Genomic DNA, 21,310 nt, shown 5'->3' with positions numbered 1-21,310 from the left:
CACATGCCACAAGGTACTGTGACCTAGCCCTATGTACCATGCCACACAAACCCGAACTGTCTCGTATATGAGACACCCGCGGAATGATCTACGATGGCCTGCATGCGTCGGTTCATCCCCCTCCTTTCCGTGGCCCTCCTCGCCGCTTGTTCCACCCCCGCCGAGGAACCGCAGCCACCCCACTATGTAGCGCTGGGAGATTCCTATGCGGCCATGGGCTCGACCACGCTGCCACTAGATCCGCCCAATACCTGCGTGCGCGCACAGGATTCCTACCCCGAGCTCGCGGCCAAGGAGATGGGCGCGAAGCTCACCAATGTTGCCTGCCAGGGTGCTAGCACCCTCGACGTACTTTCCTCGGCCGGCGAGCACCCCGCCCAGGTGGACGCCCTACGCGAGGACACCGACCTGGTGAGCCTATCCATCGGCGGCAATGACGCCAGCTTCGTGCGCCTTACCCAGTGCGCCACGGATGATATCTGCCAGGCGGAATCCGGCGCGCAGATTGACCTGGAAATCCGCGATCTACCCCGCCGGCTCGACAAGGTTTACAAGGAGATTCACCGCCGCTCGCCTAATGCGAAAATCCTCGCCACCGGCTACCTTCCGCTGATCAAGCGTGGGGAGACCTGCCCCTACATAGAAAAAATCCCGGCCACTGACCGGGAATGGTTGGCAGGCTCCATCGAGCGCATCAACCAGGCGGTGCGCGAGGCCGCCGAGCGCAATGGGGCTACTTACGTGCTTGCCGACGCCGCCCTAGACCACACCGCCTGCTCCCCCTCGCCGTGGGTGGATTTTACGGGCAAGGACACCAATTCCTTCCCCATGCACCCCACCCACGCGGGCCAGCAGGCCATGGCCAAGGAGCTACGCGCTGCCCTCTAGCCCGGCGCGCGCGGCGTCATCGGAACCGGGAACGCGCATCTCGAACCGCTCTGTGACCACGGTGTAGTCAAAGTAACCCATGCGCGCAATGGGCTTAATCTTGAGGATATCGAGCTTGCCGTCCTCATCGATGACGGATTCATCGATGTGAATGGTCTTGACATCCGCCACCACAAGGTCGATGGTGCCCACCTTGGAATTGCCGGGCACCCGCAAGGAGGTCTTGTACTGACACTCGAACTTCACTGGCGATTCCTTCACCATGGGAATGCGGTGGTTGTCCGCGTATTCCTTGGTCACGGAAAGGCGATCCCATTCGCTTTCGCCGTAATCCAGTACTTGGGCGGATTTATTGACCTCTTCACGCAGGTCATAGGTAGCCATATTCCATACGAACCAGCCGGTTTCCTCGGCATTGAGGACCGTGTCCTTGCGGCGACCATCCGGATACTGGTTAGCCGAGAACATCACCATGGGTGGATCGAAGGTGAGGTTTTGCCACTGGCTATATGGAGCGATATTTTCACGCCCTTGGCCATTAACGCTAGAGAGCCAACCAATAGGTCGTGGCACCGTGCTCGCCTTAAAGGGCGAGAATGGCAAGGGGTTAGGTTCGGTCTGTGGATGCCAGGAAATAGTCGACATATTAACCACGCAGCTTTCCAGTAGCGTCCTCGACGGCGTCGATAAGAGCGCCCTCCTTGACTAGGCGTACAGTCTCCTCGATCTCCGGGGACAGGTAGCGGTCCACGCCGGGGCCCTCCACAGTCTGGCGCAGCTTCTCAATTACCGCGCCGGTTCCCTTGGCCGGGGTGCCCTCGCGCATGTCGATGGCGCGGGCGGCGGTGAGGATCTCTACGGCGAGCACGCGCTGCAGGCCATCGACGGCCTTGCGCAGCTTGCGGGCAGCAGACCAGCCCATAGATACGTGGTCTTCCTGCATGGCCGAAGAAGGAATGGAATCGGCCGAGGAGGGGTTGGCCAGGCGCTTCATCTCACTGACGATGCCAGCCTGGGCGTACTGGGCAATCATGTGGCCGGAGTCGACACCGGGGTCATCAGCAAGGAAAGCATTCAACCCGCGGTTGCGCGCTGGGTCCAAGAAGCGGTCGGTGCGGCGCTCGGAAATGGACGCCAAGTCCGCGGTGACGATAGCGAGGAAATCGAGCGCATAGGCCACCGGTGCACCGTGGAAATTGCCATTAGAGACCACGCGGCCGTCCTTGGTCACCACCGGGTTATCCACCGCGGCGGCGAGCTCGCGCTCCGCCACCTGGACGGTGTGGGCCAGGGTATCGCGGAACCCGCCGGCAACCTGCGGGGCGCAGCGCACGGAGTAAGCATCCTGCACCTGGTTCTTCTTGAACTCCTCAAGCGCGGCCTCCAGGATCTCCGAGCCTTCAGCCACCTGGAGGATATTCGCTGCGGCATCGGCCTGGCCTGGGTGCGGTCGCAGCTGCTGCAGGTCATCAGCAAAGACCACGAGGGTGCCGAGCAGTCCTTCCACGGTCATGGCGGTGGCAATATCGGCGGTCTTTGCGGCCGCACGCAGGTCAGTAATGGCCAGGCAGAGCTGGCCGAGCATGCCATCGGTGCCGTTAATAAGCGCAAGGCCTTCCTTCTCGCGCAGCTGCAGCGGTTCAATGCTGGCCGCGGCCAGGGCGTCGCCCGCATCCTTGAGCTCGCCGTTGACACGCACCTCGCCCTCGCCCAGCAGGGCCAGCGCGCAGTGAGCCAGCGGCGCCAAGTCGCCAGAGCAGCCGAGCGAGCCGTACTCGCGCACCACCGGAACGATGCCAGCGTTCAGTGCCTTGGCATAGGTTTCTACCACCACGGGGCGCACGCCGGTACGACCGGTACACAAGGTGGACAGGCGCAGGAGCATGAGCGCGCGGATAACCTCCTCTTCCACCTCCGGGCCCGTGCCCGCAGCATGCGAGCGCACCAGGGAAAGCTGCAGCTGGGCGCGCATCTCCTCCGGGATATGGCGGCGGGCAAGTGCACCAAAGCCGGTGGAAATGCCATAGACCGGGGTGGGATCCTGTGCCAGTTCTTCCACGCGCTCGCGGGTCGCGGCCACTTCTTCGAGAGCCTCGGGCGCAATCTCCACCTTCGCCCCATAGCGGGCAACGGCAACGACGTCCTCGATGCTCAGCGCACCAACGTTTACGGTCACGGTGGATGGATAGGCGTTAGGCATGGCAAAAACTCCTTGGAGTAGGGATTGATAATCAAAAATGTGTCGCGCAACAACCCAACGCGATAGATGTATGCTACATCACTTTCTTCGTTTGCGGTACATTTTCCCCGCCACCTTGTCTGACACCTCCTGCAGAGCCCGAATGGCGCCATCCACCTTTGCATCTGGCGTCCCTACCGGATACGTAACCGCCACCGCCGCCGCTGGGCGGTCCAGATGGTCCAGAATAGGGACCGCTACAGAAGCCTGGCCGCGGGTAATTTCCTCCACCTCTTGGTCCCAACCCCGCGCGGCCACCAACCGCAAGCGCTCCTTCAAAGCAGAAAAGCCACTACCACCCGCGGTATCGAATGCGGCGCGCACCTCCGCGTCAGGAAGATGCGCCAGCATTACGCGCCCGGAAGCTGTCTTATGCGCTTGCAATCGCACACCAACCTCGGTCACCAAAGAGATTGCCTCTGCGGCACGGACCTCCTGCAAGTACAAGATTTCCGATCCAGCCATACGAGACAAGTGCCCCGATCCACCCACCAGATCCGCACACCGTTCCAAGTCCCGAGTAGCCATTCGCACCAAAGGCTGTTGGGTTACATAGGCCGAAGCCATGGAATAGGCCGCAAGGCCCAGCCCATATGTCTTATGTTCCGGCAAGTGCGCCACAAAGCCGGCATCCACCATCTCCGCTAGCAAGTGATAGGTAGATGACCGTGGCAGTCCCAGTTCACCTTGTATCCTGGCAGCAGAAATTGGTACGTCAATCGTCGATAGCAACTTAAGAATCTCTAACGCGTGACGGGCCGCTGGAACTCGATTTGTACTCACACTTAGTGATTGTAGGCAGAATTTCCCTGCCATATCCCGCGTTCTTGCCTACCCTCGGTAACCATGAACACCGAAAAAGCTGAACTTTTCACCCCCGCCCCCGAATGGTCCGGCCGCTCCGATGGCCCGGGCCCAGAGCATGCCCGCTGGCATAGCGTTATCAATCAGTCCACCGACTCCCCCGCCCCGGTAACCCTGGTGGGCTTTGCCTCCGATGAGGGCGTGCTGCGCAACGGCGGCCGCCAGGGTGCAGCCGCAGGCCCGGCCGCACTGCGTTCCGCGCTGGGTTCCTTGGCGGTACACCATGCGCATGCGCTTGCCGACGCCGGCACAATCACCACCCAAGCCGACGACCTCGAAGGCGCCCACGATGCGCTCTCCGATAAGGTGCAGGAACTCGTCGAAGCCGGCACCCTCCCCATCATTCTGGGCGGCGGTCACGAGACCGCCTTTGGCTCCCACCGCGGCCTCTACCGCGCGGTGGGCGCCACCAAGATCATCAACCTAGACGCCCACTTCGATCTGCGCCGCGCCGATCAAGCCACCTCCGGCACCCCGTTCAAGCAGATTTCGGAGCTCACCGATGACTTCGATTACACCGTGCTGGGCATCTCCCGCCCCAATAACACCGCGGTGCTTTTCGACGAGGCCGAGTCCCTCGGCGTGGCCATCACCCTGGACGAAGAGCTGGTGAACCTCTCCCCGGCCGAATGCGGCGAGCTTGCCGCCCGCGCCACGGAGGGCAAGGACAAGGTCCATCTATCTATCGACCTTGACGTTTTGCCAGCGTCCACCGCGCCGGGCGTATCCGCACCGGCGTCCCTGGGCGTCAGTTATGAGCGCATCCGCGCCATGGCCGTGGCTATTGCGCGAACGGGCAAGCTGGCCCTGGTGGACGTCGTTGAGCTTAACCCCACCTTTGACATAGATAACCGCACCGCCAAGGCAGCGGCGCGGCTTATCGATGACATCGTCACGGCCCACCTCACTAGCTAAACGCCAACGGCGTTGGGCTTTACCTGGGCCCTGCAGTTTATCGGGTAGCTTTCTTACTCATCCAACGTTGGACTCCCCACCACATAGCGGGAGTAAAGGCAACGGCGATGAGCCAGTAGACAAGCCAGAAGCTACCCGCTAAGCCAGTCACCACAATTCCTATTAACAGCAAAAGCGCTGCGCCAACACTTGCGAGGACACACTGTGTGAAACTGCGCTGGTCATCTTTAGGCCCTGTGCGAGGGTTGGCGCCAGAAACTTTCTGGTCGACGAACCCAATAATGTCTTTGCCGAAGACAACCGAGAAAGCAATATAAAAGGCCGCGAAGCCGTGCATGAACTCGGCTTTACCGCCTTGGCTCAGGCTCACATAGAAAAATACCAAGAGCAGCAGGTCGATGATTGGGGTCGCGGCCATAAGTATCAAGCCAAGTTTGCGCTGATTAAAGACGTAGCGCAAGAGGCAGCCAGCCACTAAGCAAAGCCAGAAAGCTACCTCAGCTGCGATAGTGGCTATAAGCATCATTGCCCTCCAGCGATATCGATCCTCTTACCCGTCTTGGGTTCAACTTATCAAAACAGCAGGTGGGCAATCGGCGTGGCGATAAGAATGGTCAGCGCTACACGCTCAAACCAGATAATGACCAGGTGGGTGAGCTTCACCGGAATCTTGGTAGCCAAGATGCACGGCACCAGCGCGGAGAAGAAGATGATGGCGGAGACTGCCACCACGCCGATGACGAACTTGAGCACCATGCTGTCGCTGCCTGCCACTGCGGTGGCGGGCAGGAACATCTCCGCAATACCCATGGCCGCGCCCTTGCCGGCTTGTACCGGCTCCGGCAGCTGCACTACCCACGCGAACGGATAAAACAGGTAGCCAATCCACTCGAAGATGGGCGTAAAGCGCGCGAGCAGTAGGCCAATAAGGCCCACCGACATGATGGAAGGAACGATGGCCGCCGCCATGCGCACGCCATCGCGCAGGTTCTCCCAGATGGACTCCCACAAGGACGGCGCGCGCTGCAGTGCCAGCATTGCTTCCCGCCACGCGTTCTTAATTCGCGAGCCCTCCACCGGCTTTTCCGGGTCTGGGTGTGCTTCTGCAAAGTACTCATCTGGAATGGTGCGCAGCGGCGGAATGCGCACGGTAATGGCCGTCACCACAAAGGTCACGATGAGCGTGACAATAAAGTAGGTACCCCAGATTTTCATCAGGTCAAGCTGCTTAGCCACGATGACCATGAAGGCCGCAGAGACCGTCGAAAAGCCGGTGGCGATAATGGCCGCCTCGCGCCCGGTATAGCCGCCCTTTTGATAGACGCGGTCTGTCACCAAAATGCCAAGCGAGTACGAGCCCACGAACGAGGCCACCGCGTCAATGGCGGAGCGCCCCGGCGTCTTCCACAGCGGCCGCATGATGGGCTGCATGAGCACGCCAACAAATTCCAGCAGGCCAAAGCCAATGAGAAACGCTAGGAACGCACCACCGATAGGCACAATGAGGCCAACCGGAATCGCGATGGAGTTCCACAGGAACGGCACCAGGTCTTCATCGCCCAACACCCACGGCAGCGCATCGATGACCATAAGGAAGGAGACCACCGCGCCCACAATGTTGAGCACCGCAAAGACCGCCTGCAATACGCTTTCTTTGAACGCGCCGGTGGTAAAGCTGCGCACCGTGCCATAGACCGCAAGCGCAAAGATAATCCACGGCACCAGCGCCGGAATCCCTTCGCGCACCATGGTGACCATGTGGTCCAAAGGAATGGAGCGCTTATCCTGGTACGTCACCGGCAGGAAGAATACGAACGCGCCAATGGCGCTATATAAAAAGAGTTTCCACCGTCCCCCAGGCTGCGGGATCTCCCCGTCATGGCTCTGGTGAGAGGTATAGACAGATTCGGTAGAAGTCACAGTAAAACCGTCTCCTCAAGCTTGCATACAAAAATCAAGCCCGCGTGACAGCCTTACGCGAACATTGGGGATATGTTATCTAAGTAACAGCGCGCTGTCTAGATCTTGACGATCCAAAAAAGACTTACGATCATCGGATCTAGCAAGCCGATTTAGTGAATCCCAAAATATTGCACCTAAGGCACCGGCCACCAAAGAGAGCACACCAGTAAATTTCTCACTATATATCCTGGTCACAGAAGTTGAAGGAACTATTACATATTGCACAAAACATTCCCCTTCCGCTACTGTGAGAATAATGACCAAACTTGCCCCTCACCCCAGCTATATCAGCCTCTTTAGCTCAGGAGGAATTGGAGATTTAGGATTCAAGCTCGAAGAGTTCGACTGCATCGCGTCTGCCGAACTCCTTTCAAAACGCCTAGAAGTCCAGCGCCTTAATAATATCGCGAAGACCGAAGACCTTATCTGCGGCGACCTGCTCCAGGACCACCTGTATGAAAAAGTACTTTCACGAGCACGGAACTGGGAGGAAAAACACAAGCAACCAGTAACTCTCATCATAGCCACTCCACCTTGTCAAGGAATGTCTGTGGCCAACCACAAGAAAAAGGACGAACTCAAGCGAAACTCTCTAGTAGTTCAATCAATTAAGGCCATCGCAGATATTGTTCCGCTTGTGTTTGTCTTTGAAAACGTTCCAGCATTCATTAAAACCACCTGCACAGGACTCGATGGAAGCAACAGACCCATCGGAGAGGAAATCGACCGAATCCTGGGTCCTCAGTACGAATTCTATTCACAAACGCTTAAACTCCAGGAATACGGATCTCCGTCCAGCAGGAAACGATCGATCACCATCGGAGTTCGGAACGATATCCCCTGGGTCACTCCACTCGATTTATTCCCCCAAAAGAGTGACCAGGTTACGCTGAGACAGCTAATTGGCGATTTACCCAGACTGGAGCACATGGGCGAGTGCAAAGAGGGGGATGTTCTCCATTCTTTTAGACAATACGACCCTCGAATGCGCCCATGGATTACACCACTTAAAGAAGGACAATCAGCTTTCGAGAACAGCAATCCTGAACTTCGACCCCACCGCATCATCGATGGGAAGAGGGTACCAAATGCACAGAAGAATGCAGATAAGTATCGACGAGTTTTTTGGGACGCAACAGCACCTTGTGTACACACTCGAAATGACATATTAGCCAGTCAGAACACGGTACACCCGGTCGATGACCGCGTTTTCAGCATTCGAGAGTTGATGCGAATGATGGGCCTGCCCGAGGACTTCCGATGGTTCTCAAACCAGGAAGAAGCAAATAGAAATTCCGACGTCTCGCTCTTGAAACCTCACGACACGAACATTCGACAGTGCCTGGGAGAAGCGATACCAGTACCTATCACCCAATCGATTGCTGCAAACGTCAAGCAGCATCTTTTGGGGCACATGGAAATATCTCGTAAGAAACCGAAGCGAAAAGCCAACAGTGAATGGACGACAATTTCACAATGGTGCGCATACCGGGAAATCGACCGAAACGCCCAAAAGCGACTTTCAGCCTATTACACCCAGCCGCTTCCAGCATTCGCAGCTATTAAAAGAGCTTGGTTCAAATTCGAAAAGAGCAAGCGACCGATATCAGTTCTCGAGCCTTCCTGCGGCCTTGGTGTATTTGCTGCGGTATTAGATGGATTTCCAAATGCTTTTCGGGCAACTGTCGACTGTTTTGATATCGACCGCACCTTGGAAGCAGAGTTCGGTCAACTTCGGCACCAGGTGAAGAATGTGAAGCTGAATATGCGATTTGAAAATTTTCTGCGTACACAGCTCGATCAGAAATATGACCTCGCAATTGGAAATCCACCTTTTGGCCGGTCACCAAGAAATCCCCGAAACCCGGACGAAGCCTATACGGAAATCGCGACTAACTTCTTTTTCAAAACTCTGAAGAGCGCAAAGCAGGTGGCGTTTGTTTTTCCCAAAGCCTTGCTGCATGCGCACCACTACCAGACCTTGAGAAATCACATTAACGCTGACTGTTCCATTGATTGGATAACCGACTTCGGGGAGCTAGCGTTCCCAGATGTTCTAGTGGAAACTATAGGGATTGGGATATCCACCAGCGCGGGGGATCCAGGTCAGTCACCCGTCACGATCAAGTCCTGGCCGCTCAAGCTAAATTTGTACTCCTGCAATTCATATATCTGCCCGAATGAGGCTCCAAGTTGGATTATCTACCGAGACGAACAATTTGATGAAGTCTGGAGCAGACTCAACACGGGCCAGCTATCCGCATGGCGAGATCGTAAAATTAGTAAAAAATACGCGACCGAAACTGGCGTGAGAGTTATTCGCGGTAAAAACATATCCGCCGAAGGGGAACTCGTTAGTACAGATCAGGACTATTTCGTAAGGCCTGAAATCGCTGAAAGCGCATTGACTGCTTTAAGCAGTTCTAAACTTCAAAGCTCTTTTTTAGCTCCTAACCTATCTTACTACCCTAGAGCCGCCAGCTATAAAGCTGATGGAACAACTGTCCCCGAAGGATCCTGCGCAGTTCTCCTCGGCAATCTCTCGAGATCAGAGGAAGAAAGATTTCTCAACTTCGTCAATTCTGTAGAATTCCAAAAGTTTTACAGAATTGCCTGCAACTTCGCTACACGTTCGATCAATATCGATAAGTCTCTAGTGTTCTGGTGGGGAGTACCGACCCGCCAATAGTTTTCTAGGAACCAATTCTGCCGGCCGCGATTGCTTCCCTACAAGCTCTTGGGGTCGGCTGAACTTCGTCCATTCCGAATCCTACTTCGAGAACATAAGCAAATCGTTCCAGGGAGTACATACCATCGTTTTCAGATTCGCTACGAAGCACAGAGGTGAGTTTTTGATTTAGGCAGGTCCTCTGATAAATCTCGTCCACTACAGAAGTGTTGCCGTTTGGGTGAGCTTCTCCGAAATGCTGTCCGGGAGTTAGTGCAATCAAATTCTCTGGAGTGTCTCGAATTGTTGGGAAACCGGACTTTGGGAACATATGATGAACATTTGTCGCACGCTGCCCGGTGGCATCCGGAATCTCGGGAACACCATTGTGATAATCGCGAACTAGCTTCATTGCCGAAGACATGTCCTTTTGAGGAGGTAACCTGTCAGCCTGCTCATTCATATCTGCCAAATACTCTTTTCGCGTGATATGCTTGGGCTTCTTGTTTGCTAAGTCCCGAAAGTTTGGCCGATTGTATTCTAGATCGAATCGGCTAGGGACCGAGTTCATTACTCTCCCCCTTTGCGATCCGTATGCGCCATATTTCAGTGCAAGTGGATTTAGAACTTTCTGAAAAATTCGCCCTGCCTCAGTTGCGGGATTTTTACTTCCTTTTGAGCCCAACTTTAGCTTCTCAATGCCAAAGAAGACGAAATCTCCTTTCAGCTTTCGGTAATCGAGTTGCGTCTGACTTGAGTTGAAATACGTCTCGAGATTGTGCCACCACCCATTAACCTTTAGGTAGGCTTCAAGATATTCTGTGAGGAAATCCAGAGCATCTACTTCACTACGTGCAACAAGACGCAGCATCTCACGGTCCGAGACCCGGTACTCATGCCCACGACCAAGCTTCTCACGCGAAAGAATTCCGGCTACGGTCATGGCCGACATAATTTGACCTAAGAATTTATCATATTCGTTAGCAGCTTTTTCATCTTCCAAGGAGGGCTTTCCGTAAAGCTTAGTTACCACTTGGTCAAGAGACTTAGATTTTCGAAGATCTGTGGTCGTAAAGCATTGATCATTCTTTGGAAATGCAAGGTCAATTGACTTCGAGATGAAATGCAGATTATCAAACGCAAGTTTCTGATCGGCAAATCGCACATAGTCGTCGCCCCGCTTAGTGATCTGACTTTCTAGGTACTGTTCGAGCTCACTCATCTGGATTGCACACCTTTCTTGAAAGCTTCAACTATTTCAGAATCTGCTGCTTCACGTTACGTGTTGAGAATACCTGCCACACAGGTTGTTCACATACATTTTAGAAACTACAACCAACATGAGTAGAAAATCGTCAACACAGTTAACCTCGCATCACTGAATCTTATCGATATATAAAACCTTAATTCGCCACTCGCTTCGGCTTATTCCCCACCCCGGCGTGCGGGTCGCGGCCGAATGCCCAGGCAATGATGCCGATGAAGGCGATGGCACCGCAGACGGTGAAGGCGAGGGGGAAGCCGGAGGCGTCGGCAAGCAGGCCAATGAGCATAGGTCCCAAGATTTGGCCGAAGTCTCCGGCCATCTGGAAGGTGGAAAGCACCTTGCCGCCGGAGCGGTCATTGCCCACGATGTCGCCCACCGCGGCCTGCTGGGAGGGGTTGATTAACCCGGAAGAGGCGCCGGCGAAGGCGGAGACGAGCAAGAGGAACCACACGCTGGTGGCCATGCCCATAAGCACCATGAAGATGGCGGAGCCAACGAGGCCGATGAGGATAAGTGGTTTGCGGCCGTGGATATCGGACCACTTGCCGGAGAACTGCAACACGATAGCGTTGCCGGCCGCAAAGACTGCAAGCGCCAGGCCGGAGGCGGCCGCGCCATTGTGGAAGATGGAAGCGGCAAAAAGCGGCAGGACAGATACGCGCACGCCCATGTTGATCCAGCTATGGGCGAAGTTGGAGGTCAGCACCGCGCGATAGGCGGTATCGCCCCAGGCCTCCTGCAGGCGCATGGGTGGCAGCTTATCCTTGCTGGCTTGTTTGTGGTTGACGCGGGGCATTTGCCACCAGACGACGAACGCGGCCAGCGCCACGCCCACGCCGTAGATGAAAAATGGCCAGCGGAACCCCAGGAAGGACAAGCTGGCACCAAGAACGGGGCCGGCGACGTTACCGAGCAGGAAGGCAGTGGCGTAGGTGGCAGAGCACTTGCCGCGAATCGTCGGCGGGGACATGCGCACGATCAGACCCATGGCAGAGACGGTGAACATGGTCGAGCCAATGCCGGCTAGGGCGCGCAGGGCCACGATGTGCCAATAGCTTTGGGCGATGGAGACTAGGCCCGTGGTCACCGCGACGGTCATGAGCCCGATGAGATAAACGCGGCGCGAGCCGACGCGATCCACAAGCGTGCCGGACATGGGCGCGAAGATAAGGCGCGAAGCGGCGAAGATGGAGACCACAAGGCCCGCGGCAGCCATGGAGACATCGAAGCTCACCACGAACTGCGGAAGCAGCGGGGCGATGAGGCCATAGCCCAAAGCGATAATAAAGGCGGCGGTAACCATGACCCAGATTTCGCGCGGAATCTTGGGCGCTTCCTCGTGTTCTACTTCCCCACTGCGTGTATTCATCATATCGGCTGCAACTCTAATCCTTGGTGTCAGGGAAAGCCATTTGCGGTTTATGTTCGAACAAACGTTTGTTTGTGGTGGGGTTGTGTCCGCGTTGGGTTCTAGTGTGATGGCCATGCACAACGTACAAAAGAAGTTTCCCCAGCCCACCGCAATGAACCTACCCCAGTCCGCTTCCGAGATTGCGGCGGACTTGCTCTACCACGAATATGACACCATCAATTCCATCGCTGCCATCATGCACCATCCGCGCTCCCTGGCGCGCCCCACTCCCACCTGGCGCCCACCGATAAAGCAACTGCCGACGCCCGCCGGTGGACCGGGCGGAGAGTATTGCATGAGCATTACCCGCCACCGCGTGGGTGCGCGCGTGAAGGCCCGCGTGCGCGGCTTTGGGCAAGACCGCATTCCTGCCTATCTGATCACCATCCGCATTACCGAGAACTTTGGTCAGCCGGTAGATCCGGCCGTGGCCGAGGGCTGGGTGCGCACGCTCGTGCCGGCAGAGATGGTAGGTGCAGTCCACGAGGTCTCCCGTGGCCCGAATGCCACTTATGTGTGGCTCGTGGATAGCTCCTATCAGCCGGTCCACTCCCCCGAGTCGCTCTTCGCCGGCTTCAGCCAAGCCGCCTAGGCGGTCGCGCGCTGTTGTGTTGACTGCGCAGATGCGTCTGACTCTGCATGCGGGTCAGGCGCGTGGAGCACCTTCCTCATCACCTCGTGGTTGAAGGTCACCGTGTAGTGCCGGGCAATTACCTTTGGCATAAAGCGCAGGACCAAGCAGGCGATGAGGACGGTAAAGACCTTATCCAAAATGTCCGAGGTAAGGCCCTGCAAGATGATGGCCAGGCGCTCGTCTTGGAAAATCATCTCGTAGAACTTGGTGAGGTTTTGTGGCCCCTTGCGTGGGTGACCACTGAAGGAAAAGATGAGTACGTACACGCTCATCACGCCGGAGCCGATGCCTATTCCGAGGCCGGAGAAAATGATCCAGGACAGCTTGTTGAATACCCCGCGGCGAGCCAGCAGGCCTACTGCGGCACCGATAAAGATACCTACGGGCGCAAAGGCGAGATTATAGGCAAAGTACGCTCCGCCCAATACGGTGGTGGTAAGCCCCGTGGCCATGCCGAGCACGGGACCGGCGATGATGGCGACGATGGCGGTGCCGACAGCATCGAAGAACATCGGCACCTGCGTGCGCACCGTCAACGAGCCCAACAGCAGGTTGATGGAGGCGCCGAAGATCGGATACAGGAGGATGCAGTTAGGCACCAGCCCATGCTGCGAGGTATATAGCAGCACCGCGGCCGCTAGGAGGAGGACCCAGACGCTGGCGGTCAGGTAGGACTCGAAAGTCATATTTACCGTGGAGTACACCCCAAAGACGGTGCATAACCACGCGGCAAGCGAGAGTGCCACGGCTACTACAACAAAGACGTAGCGCCACGTGGTATCGCGGGTCATCGCCATGGTCTTCTCCTCCTCACAAGGCTAGGTTTAGGGCGGATTTCCAGCTGCAGGCTGGGGACGCCCTAAAGCCTAATTGGCGGCGCGCGAAAGTAGCAACACAAAAGGGCCCCTAAAACGGGAAAGGCCCAGCCCGGCCGCGGAAGGCGGCGGGGCTGGGCTATGGGGAGGCGGGGATTATTTTTCGTCGGCTGCGGGGGCGGCGGATTCGTCGTCCAGGTCGGCATCGTCGCCGTCGAAGAAGTCCTCGTCTTCGTCCTCGTCGTCTTCGCCGAAGATGTCGTAGACATCGGGCTCTTCGTAGTCTTCGTCATCGAAGGAAACGAGCTGTGCTTCCCAGTCCAGGGCCTGCTCGGAGACGAGGCCTAGGACATCAAAGAGGCGATCGAAGTCGGTGTAGGTGCCAAGCTCAAGGGCCTCGGCGGGAACCTCCACGATGGGAACGTCATCAAACTCGGCGTTATCAAAGAGAGCAAGGCGGTCAGCCTCGTCGAGGTCCTCATCCTCTTCGTCCACTTCCCAGGCGAGGGCGACTGCCTCATCCTCCATGTCATCGAGATCGTCTTCGTCGAAGTCAAAGGCGAGGAAGCGGACGATGGCGGACGGGACGCCGTCGATGGTTTCCACGAGCACGCGCAGCTCCGAGTCATTGGCCACTTCAGCCACGACGAGGTGCGGGTTGAGCTCATCTTGGGCAAATTCTAGTTCCGCGATGCGCTCATCGGTGCCCTCCAGCAGGTCACGCAGGACGGTGACCACCTGGTCGGTGGCGATGTGGCGGGACACCGCCTCCACGGCATCATCTACAGAGAAGGCGACGGAGACAAGGACTGCCTCAAATTCTTCATCGTCTTCATCAACATCCGCCGCGGCAATGTAGACGTTCGCGGCGGGGAGAAGCGGATCGATTTCAATAAATTGGATTTCCAGATCAGAGGTGATTGGAACGAACATGACGTCGTCGTTGACGCGGGACTCGATGCCCTCGGCATCCAATGCAGAAGCAATATCTTCGAAAAAGCTCATGGTGGTTTAAAATCCATCCTTCGGAAGCAGAGGTTCCCACGGTAGGCAAGCCGCCGCCCGCGGTCACTGTGGAGTCTACCGTTATTCCCACCCGGATGGTTGGAAGCCCAAAGATCTCACCAGCTCCGGGCGCCCACTTCCCCACTCCAACATGTGGTATCCCTCCCAGGCTTGTCGCTTGAGCTCATGCGGCGCATGCTCAATATAGGCCTCGGCATCGAAGATCATGGTGGCGCGCTGAGTGGACCCGTAGCGTGGCCAGCTCATCTCCGGGCGGCCGCCATGGATGAAGGCAGACCAGTGTTGCTGCATGGTGGCGGTAAGTTCTTCCATCTCCGCACGCGAGCCCCAATTGGTAAGGAAAGACGCGCGCGAGGAGTAAGGGTCACCGAAGACATTGCCCAGCTCCATCGAATGCATGGCTCCTAGGCCCAGCCACTTGAGCACGGCAGAGGCGAAGTCGAAGCGATACATCCACGTTGGTGCCGCCTGCGCATGCGCGGTGGCGATGCGGGTGGAGGGTGCCCAAAAGAGGGCGTCGGCAAGCAGGTGCGCAAAGTCCTCCCGGGCCACCGCGCCGTCATAGGCGGCCACGACCTCGGGGGCGTGCTGGGGATCGAAGGAAGCCAGAAGGCGCAAGGCGGCGCGCTCGCGGGAGCTTTGGCGCTGGAAGAGGAATTTGCCAAAACTAGCCTCGTCCGAGTTCGTGCCGATGAGCAGCGGAATCTGGTGCTGATGCCCGTTTTCAAAGGCGGCGATGGGGTGTTCCGGAATGAGCTCATCATCCACCGTGGGCGCGTAGCAGGAATTGAGGTGAATGAGCTCGCCGGCCCGCCACATCATGGATTGACCCGAGCGCACCAGATCGGCAAAGTTCTCCTGGCGCAGGTCCTCCACCGAGGTGCGCCGGGGCAAGGCCATGCGGTGGACCAGCTCGCGCGCCCACAAGGTGGACTGGGCGCGGGAATGGATCATCGCAATCGGCGGGGACTGGGCAATGGCGCGGTGGAATAGGCCCTTCGCGGGCGGGCTCGTCATAAGGGTGAGAACCGCCGCGCCGCCGGCCGATTCGCCCATGAGGGTGACGGAATCAGGATCGCCGCCAAAGGCCGCGATATTGTCGCGCACCCACTGCAGCGCCAGAATCTGATCGGCCACCGCCGGGTTAGCGCTGCAGTCGCCGCCCAGGCTGCGCAAATCCAAATAGCCCAGGGAGTTGAGGCGGAAGTTAATGGATACGTAGACCACGTCCATGCGAGTGGCGAGCTCAAAGCCGCGGAGCATGAGCATATGGGACGAGCCCATAATGAAGCTGCCTCCGTGCAGGTAGACCACCACGGGAAGCTTCTCTTCGGTGCGCGGGCGCACGATGTCGAGGTGCAGGCAGTTCTCGGAGCCGATAATACGGTCGGTCCAGGAATACGTGGGCTGCGGGGCCGGTGGTCCGAACTGGCTGCAATCACGCACGCCATCCCAAGCCGGTGCGGGCTGCGGGGCGCGGAAGCGGTTGTCCCCGGCGGTGGTATCGCCGAAGGGGATGCCGCGCCAAGTGAGCACCGGACCGGCGCTAATGGGGCGATCGGTGCGCAGGTCCTCCTCTATAACGCCGCGCACCCACCCGGAGGTAGTGCGGACGGTGAGCTCATCGGCCAGGGCGTTTTGGGCCTCTTCGTGCGCGCGGCGGGCGCGTTCGTGGGCCTGCTCCGCTTTCAGGCGCGCCGCCGCGGAAGACTCTTCCAGAGGGAAACCCCCGGAATCGCGGTTGTTCTCGTGCGGCGTAACCATACTCACTAGCTTAGGTTGCTTGCACGCCCTCGGCGATCTCAAAGCGGCGCGGCGGCGCATAAATAGAGCCTTTACTATGCTGGGCGCAGATAATTTTTAGCAAAAGAGAAGGACACATGGGTTTCTTTACTAAAGACAAAAAGGACAACTCCGCCGAGGTCGACACCATCGATACCTATGACATCGATCCGGAAGATACCAACCGTTTTACCTCCGCGCTCCTCAATTCCTTGGACCGCGCAGTGGCCGTGCAGTCCGGCGTCATTATCAAGTACGTCGAGAACTTAAAGAAGCGCAATAAAGACGCGAGCCCGCAGCAGCTGCAGGAGCTCATTGACAAGCACTTCCTCAATATCACCTCCGGCACCGGTGCGGCCGCCGGTGCTTCCGCTGCCATCCCTGGTGTCGGTTTGGTAACCGGCACAGCTACCATCGCCGGCGAATCCGTGGTCTTCTTGGAGGCGGCCGCGTGGTACATCTTGGCTTCGGCCTACCTGCGTGGCGATGACATCAAGTCCCCCGAGCGCCGCCGCGCCCTTGTACTTGTGGTGCTGACCGGTTCGAAGGGCTCCGCTTTGGTGGATACCTTTGTGGGCGATCTCAATAGCGTGGCGGGCATGCGCTCGGCCGCTAGCCTCTCCCGCTTCTCCGGCCCGACGCTGTCTGGCATCAACGGCCGCTTGACCAAGCTTTTTACCAAGCAAATCACCAAGCGCCTGAAGTGGGCGTGGATCAGCAAGCTCATGCCCATGGGCATCGGCGCCGTGCTGGGCACCACCGCCAACCGCAAGTTGGCCAAGCAGGTCATCGAGCATGCCGGCGAGCAGCTTTCTCCCCTCACCCAAGCCTAGGGGTAGCCGGGAACCGTTAAGTGGGGCTATTGATACCCCTAACATAGTGAGTTTAGGGGTATGACCCGTATCATGTAGGCAGACTCTTTGGCGAGCGGCCTATGCGCTTGTCCAAAGGCCGCACTAAAGTCGAATAAACGACCATTTTAAAGCAGAGAAATGAGGCGAATACCTGCCGTGAGCACATCGAATATCTTCGGCCCCAACGCGTGGCTGATAGACGAGCAGTTCCAGCAGTACTCCAAGGACCCTAGCTCCGTAGATAAGGAGTGGCGCGACTACTTCGAGGCAAACGGCGCGCCTAAGTCTAAGGCCCCAGCCAAGGAGGCCGCGAAGAAGCCGTCTAAGCCTGCCGCAAAGAAGACTGAGGGTACTACTACCGCCCGCAAGCAGGAGGCCCGCGAGACTAACGTAGAAAAGTCCGTGACCAAGGCGCAGGAAAAGACCGCCAAGGCAAAGCAATCCGTAAAGAAGCCCGAGTCCCCGCTCGACCGCATTGCGGACTATAAGGGCGGCGAGGAGCGCCAGCTCAAGGGCATGTTCAAGGCCATTGCGAAGAACATGGAAGAATCCCTGGAGATTCCTACCGCTACCACCGTGCGCGATATGCCGGTCAAGCTCATGTGGGAAAACCGCTCCATGATCAATGACCACCTCAAGCGCACCCGCGGTGGCAAGATCTCCTTTACCCACATCATCGGCTACGCCATGGTTAAGGCCGTACAGCTGCACCCAGACATGAACGTGCGCTACGAGGAAAAGGATGGCAAGCCTTTTGTCATCCAGCCGGAGCACATTAACCTGGGCTTGGCAATTGACCTGCCGCAGAAGGATGGCTCCCGCGCGTTGGTCGTCGCCGCCATCAAGGAGTGCGAGACCAAGTCTTTCTCCGAGTTCGTTGAGGCCTACGAGGACATCGTTACCCGTTCTCGTAAGAACAAGCTCACCATGGATGACTTCTCTGGTGTGACCATTAACCTCACCAACCCAGGCGGCATCGGCACCCGCCACTCCATCGCCCGCCTGACTAAGGGCGCCGGCTCCATTATCGGCGTGGGCTCCATGGATTACCCGGCCGAGTTCGCCGGCGCTTCCGCGGACCGCTTGGCAGACTTGGGCGTCGGCCGCCTGGTTACCCTGACCTCCACCTATGACCACCGCGTCATCCAGGGTGCAGAGTCCGGCGAGTTCTTGCGCACCATTGGCCAGCTGCTTGTCGACGGCGCCTTTTGGGACGACCTCTTCTCCTCCATGGGCGTGCCTTATGAGCCGTTCCGTTGGGCACAGGACGTGCCGAACTCCGGCGTGGACAAGAACACCCGCGTCATGCAGCTCATCGAGTCCTACCGCTCCCGCGGCCACCTGCTGGCCGATACCAACCCGCTGGGCTGGGTACAGCCGGGCCTGCCTAACCCGGACCACCGCGACCTCGACATCGCGACCCACGGCCTGACCATCTGGGATCTGGATCGCACTTTCAACGTCGGTGGCTTTGGCGGCAAGGAGCAGATGACCCTGCGCGAGGTGCTGTCTCGCCTGCGCGCCGCCTACACCCTAAAGGTCGGCTCCGAATACACCCACATCCTCGACCGCGATGAACGCGGCTGGCTACAGGACCGCCTGGAGGCGGGTATGCCGAAGCCGACCAACGCGGAGCAGAAGTACATCCTGCAGAAGGTCAATGCCGCCGAAGCATTCGAGAACTTCCTGCAAACCAAGTACGTGGGCCAGAAGCGCTTCTCCCTCGAGGGCGCCGAGACCCTCATCCCGCTGCTGGACTCCATCATTGATACCGCCGCCGGCCAGGATTTGGACGAGGTCGTCATCGGCATGCCGCACCGCGGCCGCCTAAACGTCCTGTTCAATATCGTGGGCAAGCCACTGGCCGATATCTTCGGCGAGTTCGACGGCAACTACAAGGGCGGCCAGCTCGGCGGCTCCGGTGACGTGAAGTACCACCTGGGCTCCGAGGGCCACCACCTGCAGATGTTTGGCGATGGCGAAATCAAGGTCACCCTTGCCGCCAACCCATCCCACCTCGAGGCCGTCGATCCGGTCATGGAGGGCATCGCCCGCGCTAAGCAGGACACCTTGGACAAGGGTCCAGAAGGCCACACCGTTGTTCCGGTCATGCTGCATGGCGACGCTTCCTTCACCGGTCTGGGCATTGTTCAGGAGACCATCAACCTGTCCCAGCTGCGCGGTTATACCAACGGCGGCACCGTCCACATCGTGGTCAACAACCAGGTGGGCTTCACCACCACTCCGGACTCCGGCCGCTCTACCCACTACGCCACCGACCTGGCCAAGGGCTTCGACTGCCCGGTCTTCCACGTCAACGGCGATGACCCAGAGGCAGTTGTCTGGGTTGGTCAGATGGCAGCCGAGTACCGCCGCCAGTTTGGCAAGGACGTCTTCATTGACCTCATGGTCTACCGCCTGCGCGGTCACAACGAGGCCGATGACCCGTCCATGACTCAACCGGAGCTCTACTCCGTCATCGACGAGCACAAGGCAGTGCGCGAGCACTACACCAACGACCTCATCGGCCGTGGTGACCTTTCCGCTGAGGACGCCGAGGCAGCCGCACGCGACTTCCACGACCAGATGGAATCCGTCTTTACCGAGCACAAGGAAGCCGGCAAGGCTCGCCCGAAGGAGCAGACCGGCATCACTTCCTCCCAGGAGCTCACCCGCGGCCTGGATACCTCCATCACCGCCGAGGAACTCGCCGAGCTGGGTGCCGCTTATGGCAACCCACCAGAGGACTTCGAGTACCACAAGCGCGTGGGCAAGGTAGCCAAAGAGCGCGAGAAGTCCTCCCGTGAGGGCGGCATCGACTGGGGCTGGGGCGAGCTCATCGCCTTCGGTTCCCTGGCCGGCGAAGGCAAGGTTGTCCGCCTGGCTGGCGAGGATTCCCGTCGCGGTACCTTCACCCAGCGCCACGCCGTCACCTTCGACCCGCGCAACGGCAACGAGTACAACCCGATGCACGCGGTCGCCACCTCCAAGGGCAACGGTGGCAAGTTCATGGTTTACAACTCCGCGCTCACCGAGTACGCCGGCATGGGCTTCGAGTACGGCTACACCGTGGGCAACCCAGACGCCCTTGTGGCCTGGGAAGCACAGTTCGGTGACTTCGCGAACGGCGCCCAGACCATCATTGACGAGTACATCTCCTCCGGTGAGGCCAAGTGGGGACAGCTGTCCAGCCTGGTACTCCTCCTGCCACACGGCTACGAGGGCCAGGGCCCGGACCACTCCTCCGCCCGCATCGAGCGCTACCTGCAGCTGTGCGCTGAGGGCTCCATGACCGTGGCTCAGCCTTCCACCCCTGCTAACCACTTCCACCTGCTGCGCCGTCAGGCCCTCGGTGAGATGAAGCGCCCGCTGGTCGTCTTCACCCCGAAGTCCATGCTGCGCAACAAGGCGGCCACCTCTGCTGTGGAAGACTTCACCGAGGTCAAGCGCTTCCAGTCCGTTATCAATGACCCGAACTTCGTTGATATCAACGGCAAGAAGGTCGGCGATACCGACAAGGTCAAGACCATCATGCTGGTCTCCGGCAAGTTGTACTGGGATCTGGAAAAGAAGCGCGAGGCCGACGGCCGCGATGACATCGCCATCGTCCGCGTGGAGATGCTCCACCCGATTCCGTTCAACCGCCTCCGCGAGGCATTCGAGGCTTACCCGAATGCCACCCAGGTCCGCTTCGTTCAGGACGAGCCGGCCAACCAGGGCCCATGGCCGTTCTACAACGAGCACCTGCGCACCCTGATTCCGGATATGCCGGAGCTGGTACGCGTTTCCCGCCGTGCTCAGTCCTCGACTGCCACCGGTAACGCCAAGGTGCACCAGATTGAGCAGAAGAACCTGCTGGAAGAGGCCTTCGATATCTAGTCGCCTCTACCCCGTTTAAACCCCAGTGAGGACCTCCTCACTGGGGTTTATTCATGCCGACACCAGCATTAGTAAAGCTTCTGTTCTTGCTTCTGCCGGAGCACTC

16 protein-coding genes are annotated in these 21,310 nt (G+C 58.3%); 6 read left to right on the top strand and 10 right to left on the bottom strand.

Features of this window, described 5'->3' with window-relative positions:
- Positions 1-102: 102 nt before the first annotated feature.
- Positions 103-888 carry an SGNH/GDSL hydrolase family protein gene (locus tag QP324_RS00480; RefSeq protein ID WP_284813851.1) on the top strand — a complete coding sequence of 262 codons (786 nt, stop codon included), beginning with the start codon at positions 103-105 and terminating at the stop codon, positions 886-888.
- Here QP324_RS00480 and QP324_RS00475 read toward each other — a convergent pair.
- From QP324_RS00475 to QP324_RS00465, 3 genes are all read right to left on the bottom strand, one after another.
- The gene (locus tag QP324_RS00475) at positions 871-1,461 is read right to left on the bottom strand and encodes a flavin reductase family protein (RefSeq protein WP_284813849.1); all 591 of its coding nucleotides are present in this window, start codon (positions 1,459-1,461) and stop codon (positions 871-873) included. The two genes, QP324_RS00480 and QP324_RS00475, sit on opposite strands and share 18 nt — an antisense overlap.
- A 73-nt stretch (positions 1,462-1,534) precedes the next feature.
- Positions 1,535-3,088, bottom strand: coding sequence for a histidine ammonia-lyase (hutH, locus tag QP324_RS00470; protein WP_284813848.1), 1,554 nt, complete (start codon positions 3,086-3,088; stop codon positions 1,535-1,537).
- A 78-nt stretch (positions 3,089-3,166) separates the two neighbouring features.
- Complete coding sequence (locus QP324_RS00465; RefSeq protein ID WP_284813846.1) at positions 3,167-3,910, bottom strand: IclR family transcriptional regulator; 744 nt, start codon at positions 3,908-3,910, stop codon at positions 3,167-3,169.
- Between the two features lie 63 nt (positions 3,911-3,973).
- Here QP324_RS00465 and hutG point away from each other — a divergent pair, with 63 nt between their 5' ends.
- Positions 3,974-4,906, top strand: coding sequence for a formimidoylglutamase (gene hutG / locus QP324_RS00460; protein WP_284813844.1), 933 nt, complete (start codon positions 3,974-3,976; stop codon positions 4,904-4,906).
- Positions 4,907-4,943: 37 nt separating this feature from the next.
- Here hutG and QP324_RS00455 read toward each other — a convergent pair whose 3' ends face one another.
- Both QP324_RS00455 and QP324_RS00450 read right to left on the bottom strand, forming a co-directional pair.
- A complete protein-coding gene (locus tag QP324_RS00455) occupies positions 4,944-5,432 on the bottom strand; it encodes a hypothetical protein (RefSeq protein WP_284813842.1) in 489 nt (162 codons plus the stop codon).
- A 47-nt stretch (positions 5,433-5,479) separates the two neighbouring features.
- On the bottom strand, positions 5,480-6,826 hold the full coding sequence (locus tag QP324_RS00450) for a YjiH family protein (protein ID WP_284813840.1): 1,347 nt from the start codon (positions 6,824-6,826) through the stop codon (positions 5,480-5,482).
- Between the two features lie 298 nt (positions 6,827-7,124).
- On the opposite strand from QP324_RS00450, the gene QP324_RS00445 reads away from it, so the two are divergent.
- Entirely contained in the window at positions 7,125-9,557 is a 2,433-nt protein-coding gene (locus QP324_RS00445; RefSeq protein WP_284813838.1) for a DNA cytosine methyltransferase, read from the top strand.
- 4 nt (positions 9,558-9,561) lie between these two features.
- Here the strand turns inward: QP324_RS00445 and QP324_RS00440 are convergent, their stop codons facing one another.
- Positions 9,562-10,758: a hypothetical protein gene (locus tag QP324_RS00440; protein WP_284813836.1), complete on the bottom strand. Its 1,197-nt coding sequence runs from the start codon at positions 10,756-10,758 to the stop codon at positions 9,562-9,564.
- Between the two features lie 181 nt (positions 10,759-10,939).
- Positions 10,940-12,175: an MFS transporter gene (locus QP324_RS00435; RefSeq protein ID WP_284813834.1), complete on the bottom strand. Its 1,236-nt coding sequence runs from the start codon at positions 12,173-12,175 to the stop codon at positions 10,940-10,942.
- A 112-nt stretch (positions 12,176-12,287) separates the two neighbouring features.
- On the opposite strand from QP324_RS00435, the gene QP324_RS00430 reads away from it, so the two are divergent.
- Entirely contained in the window at positions 12,288-12,806 is a 519-nt protein-coding gene (locus QP324_RS00430; RefSeq protein ID WP_239191617.1) for a hypothetical protein, read from the top strand.
- Here QP324_RS00430 and QP324_RS00425 read toward each other — a convergent pair.
- The 3 genes from QP324_RS00425 to QP324_RS00415 all read right to left on the bottom strand — a co-directional run bounded on the left by QP324_RS00425 (position 12,803) and on the right by QP324_RS00415 (position 16,453).
- Complete coding sequence (locus tag QP324_RS00425; RefSeq protein ID WP_284813832.1) at positions 12,803-13,645, bottom strand: hypothetical protein; 843 nt, start codon at positions 13,643-13,645, stop codon at positions 12,803-12,805. The two genes, QP324_RS00430 and QP324_RS00425, sit on opposite strands and share 4 nt — an antisense overlap.
- Positions 13,646-13,819: 174 nt before the next feature.
- Positions 13,820-14,668, bottom strand: a complete 849-nt coding sequence (locus QP324_RS00420) for a hypothetical protein (protein ID WP_005323497.1) — start codon at positions 14,666-14,668, stop codon at positions 13,820-13,822.
- Positions 14,669-14,749: 81 nt separating this feature from the next.
- Complete coding sequence (locus QP324_RS00415) at positions 14,750-16,453, bottom strand: carboxylesterase/lipase family protein (protein ID WP_239277906.1); 1,704 nt, start codon at positions 16,451-16,453, stop codon at positions 14,750-14,752.
- Positions 16,454-16,569: 116 nt separating this feature from the next.
- Between QP324_RS00415 and QP324_RS00410 the strand changes: the two genes are divergently transcribed.
- On the top strand, positions 16,570-17,304 hold the full coding sequence (locus QP324_RS00410) for a hypothetical protein (RefSeq protein WP_239277905.1): 735 nt from the start codon (positions 16,570-16,572) through the stop codon (positions 17,302-17,304).
- 159 nt (positions 17,305-17,463) lie between these two features.
- A complete protein-coding gene (locus QP324_RS00405; RefSeq protein WP_284813829.1) occupies positions 17,464-21,204 on the top strand; it encodes a multifunctional oxoglutarate decarboxylase/oxoglutarate dehydrogenase thiamine pyrophosphate-binding subunit/dihydrolipoyllysine-residue succinyltransferase subunit in 3,741 nt (1,246 codons plus the stop codon).
- The last annotated feature ends 106 nt before the right edge of the window (positions 21,205-21,310 follow it).

Origin of the sequence: Corynebacterium sp. UMB0012 (assembly GCF_030216265.1) — a bacterium.
Taxonomy (GTDB): Bacteria; Actinomycetota; Actinomycetes; order Mycobacteriales; family Mycobacteriaceae; genus Corynebacterium.
Note: the sequence above shows the minus strand (reverse complement) of the source record. Positions and strands in the feature narration are given on the sequence as shown.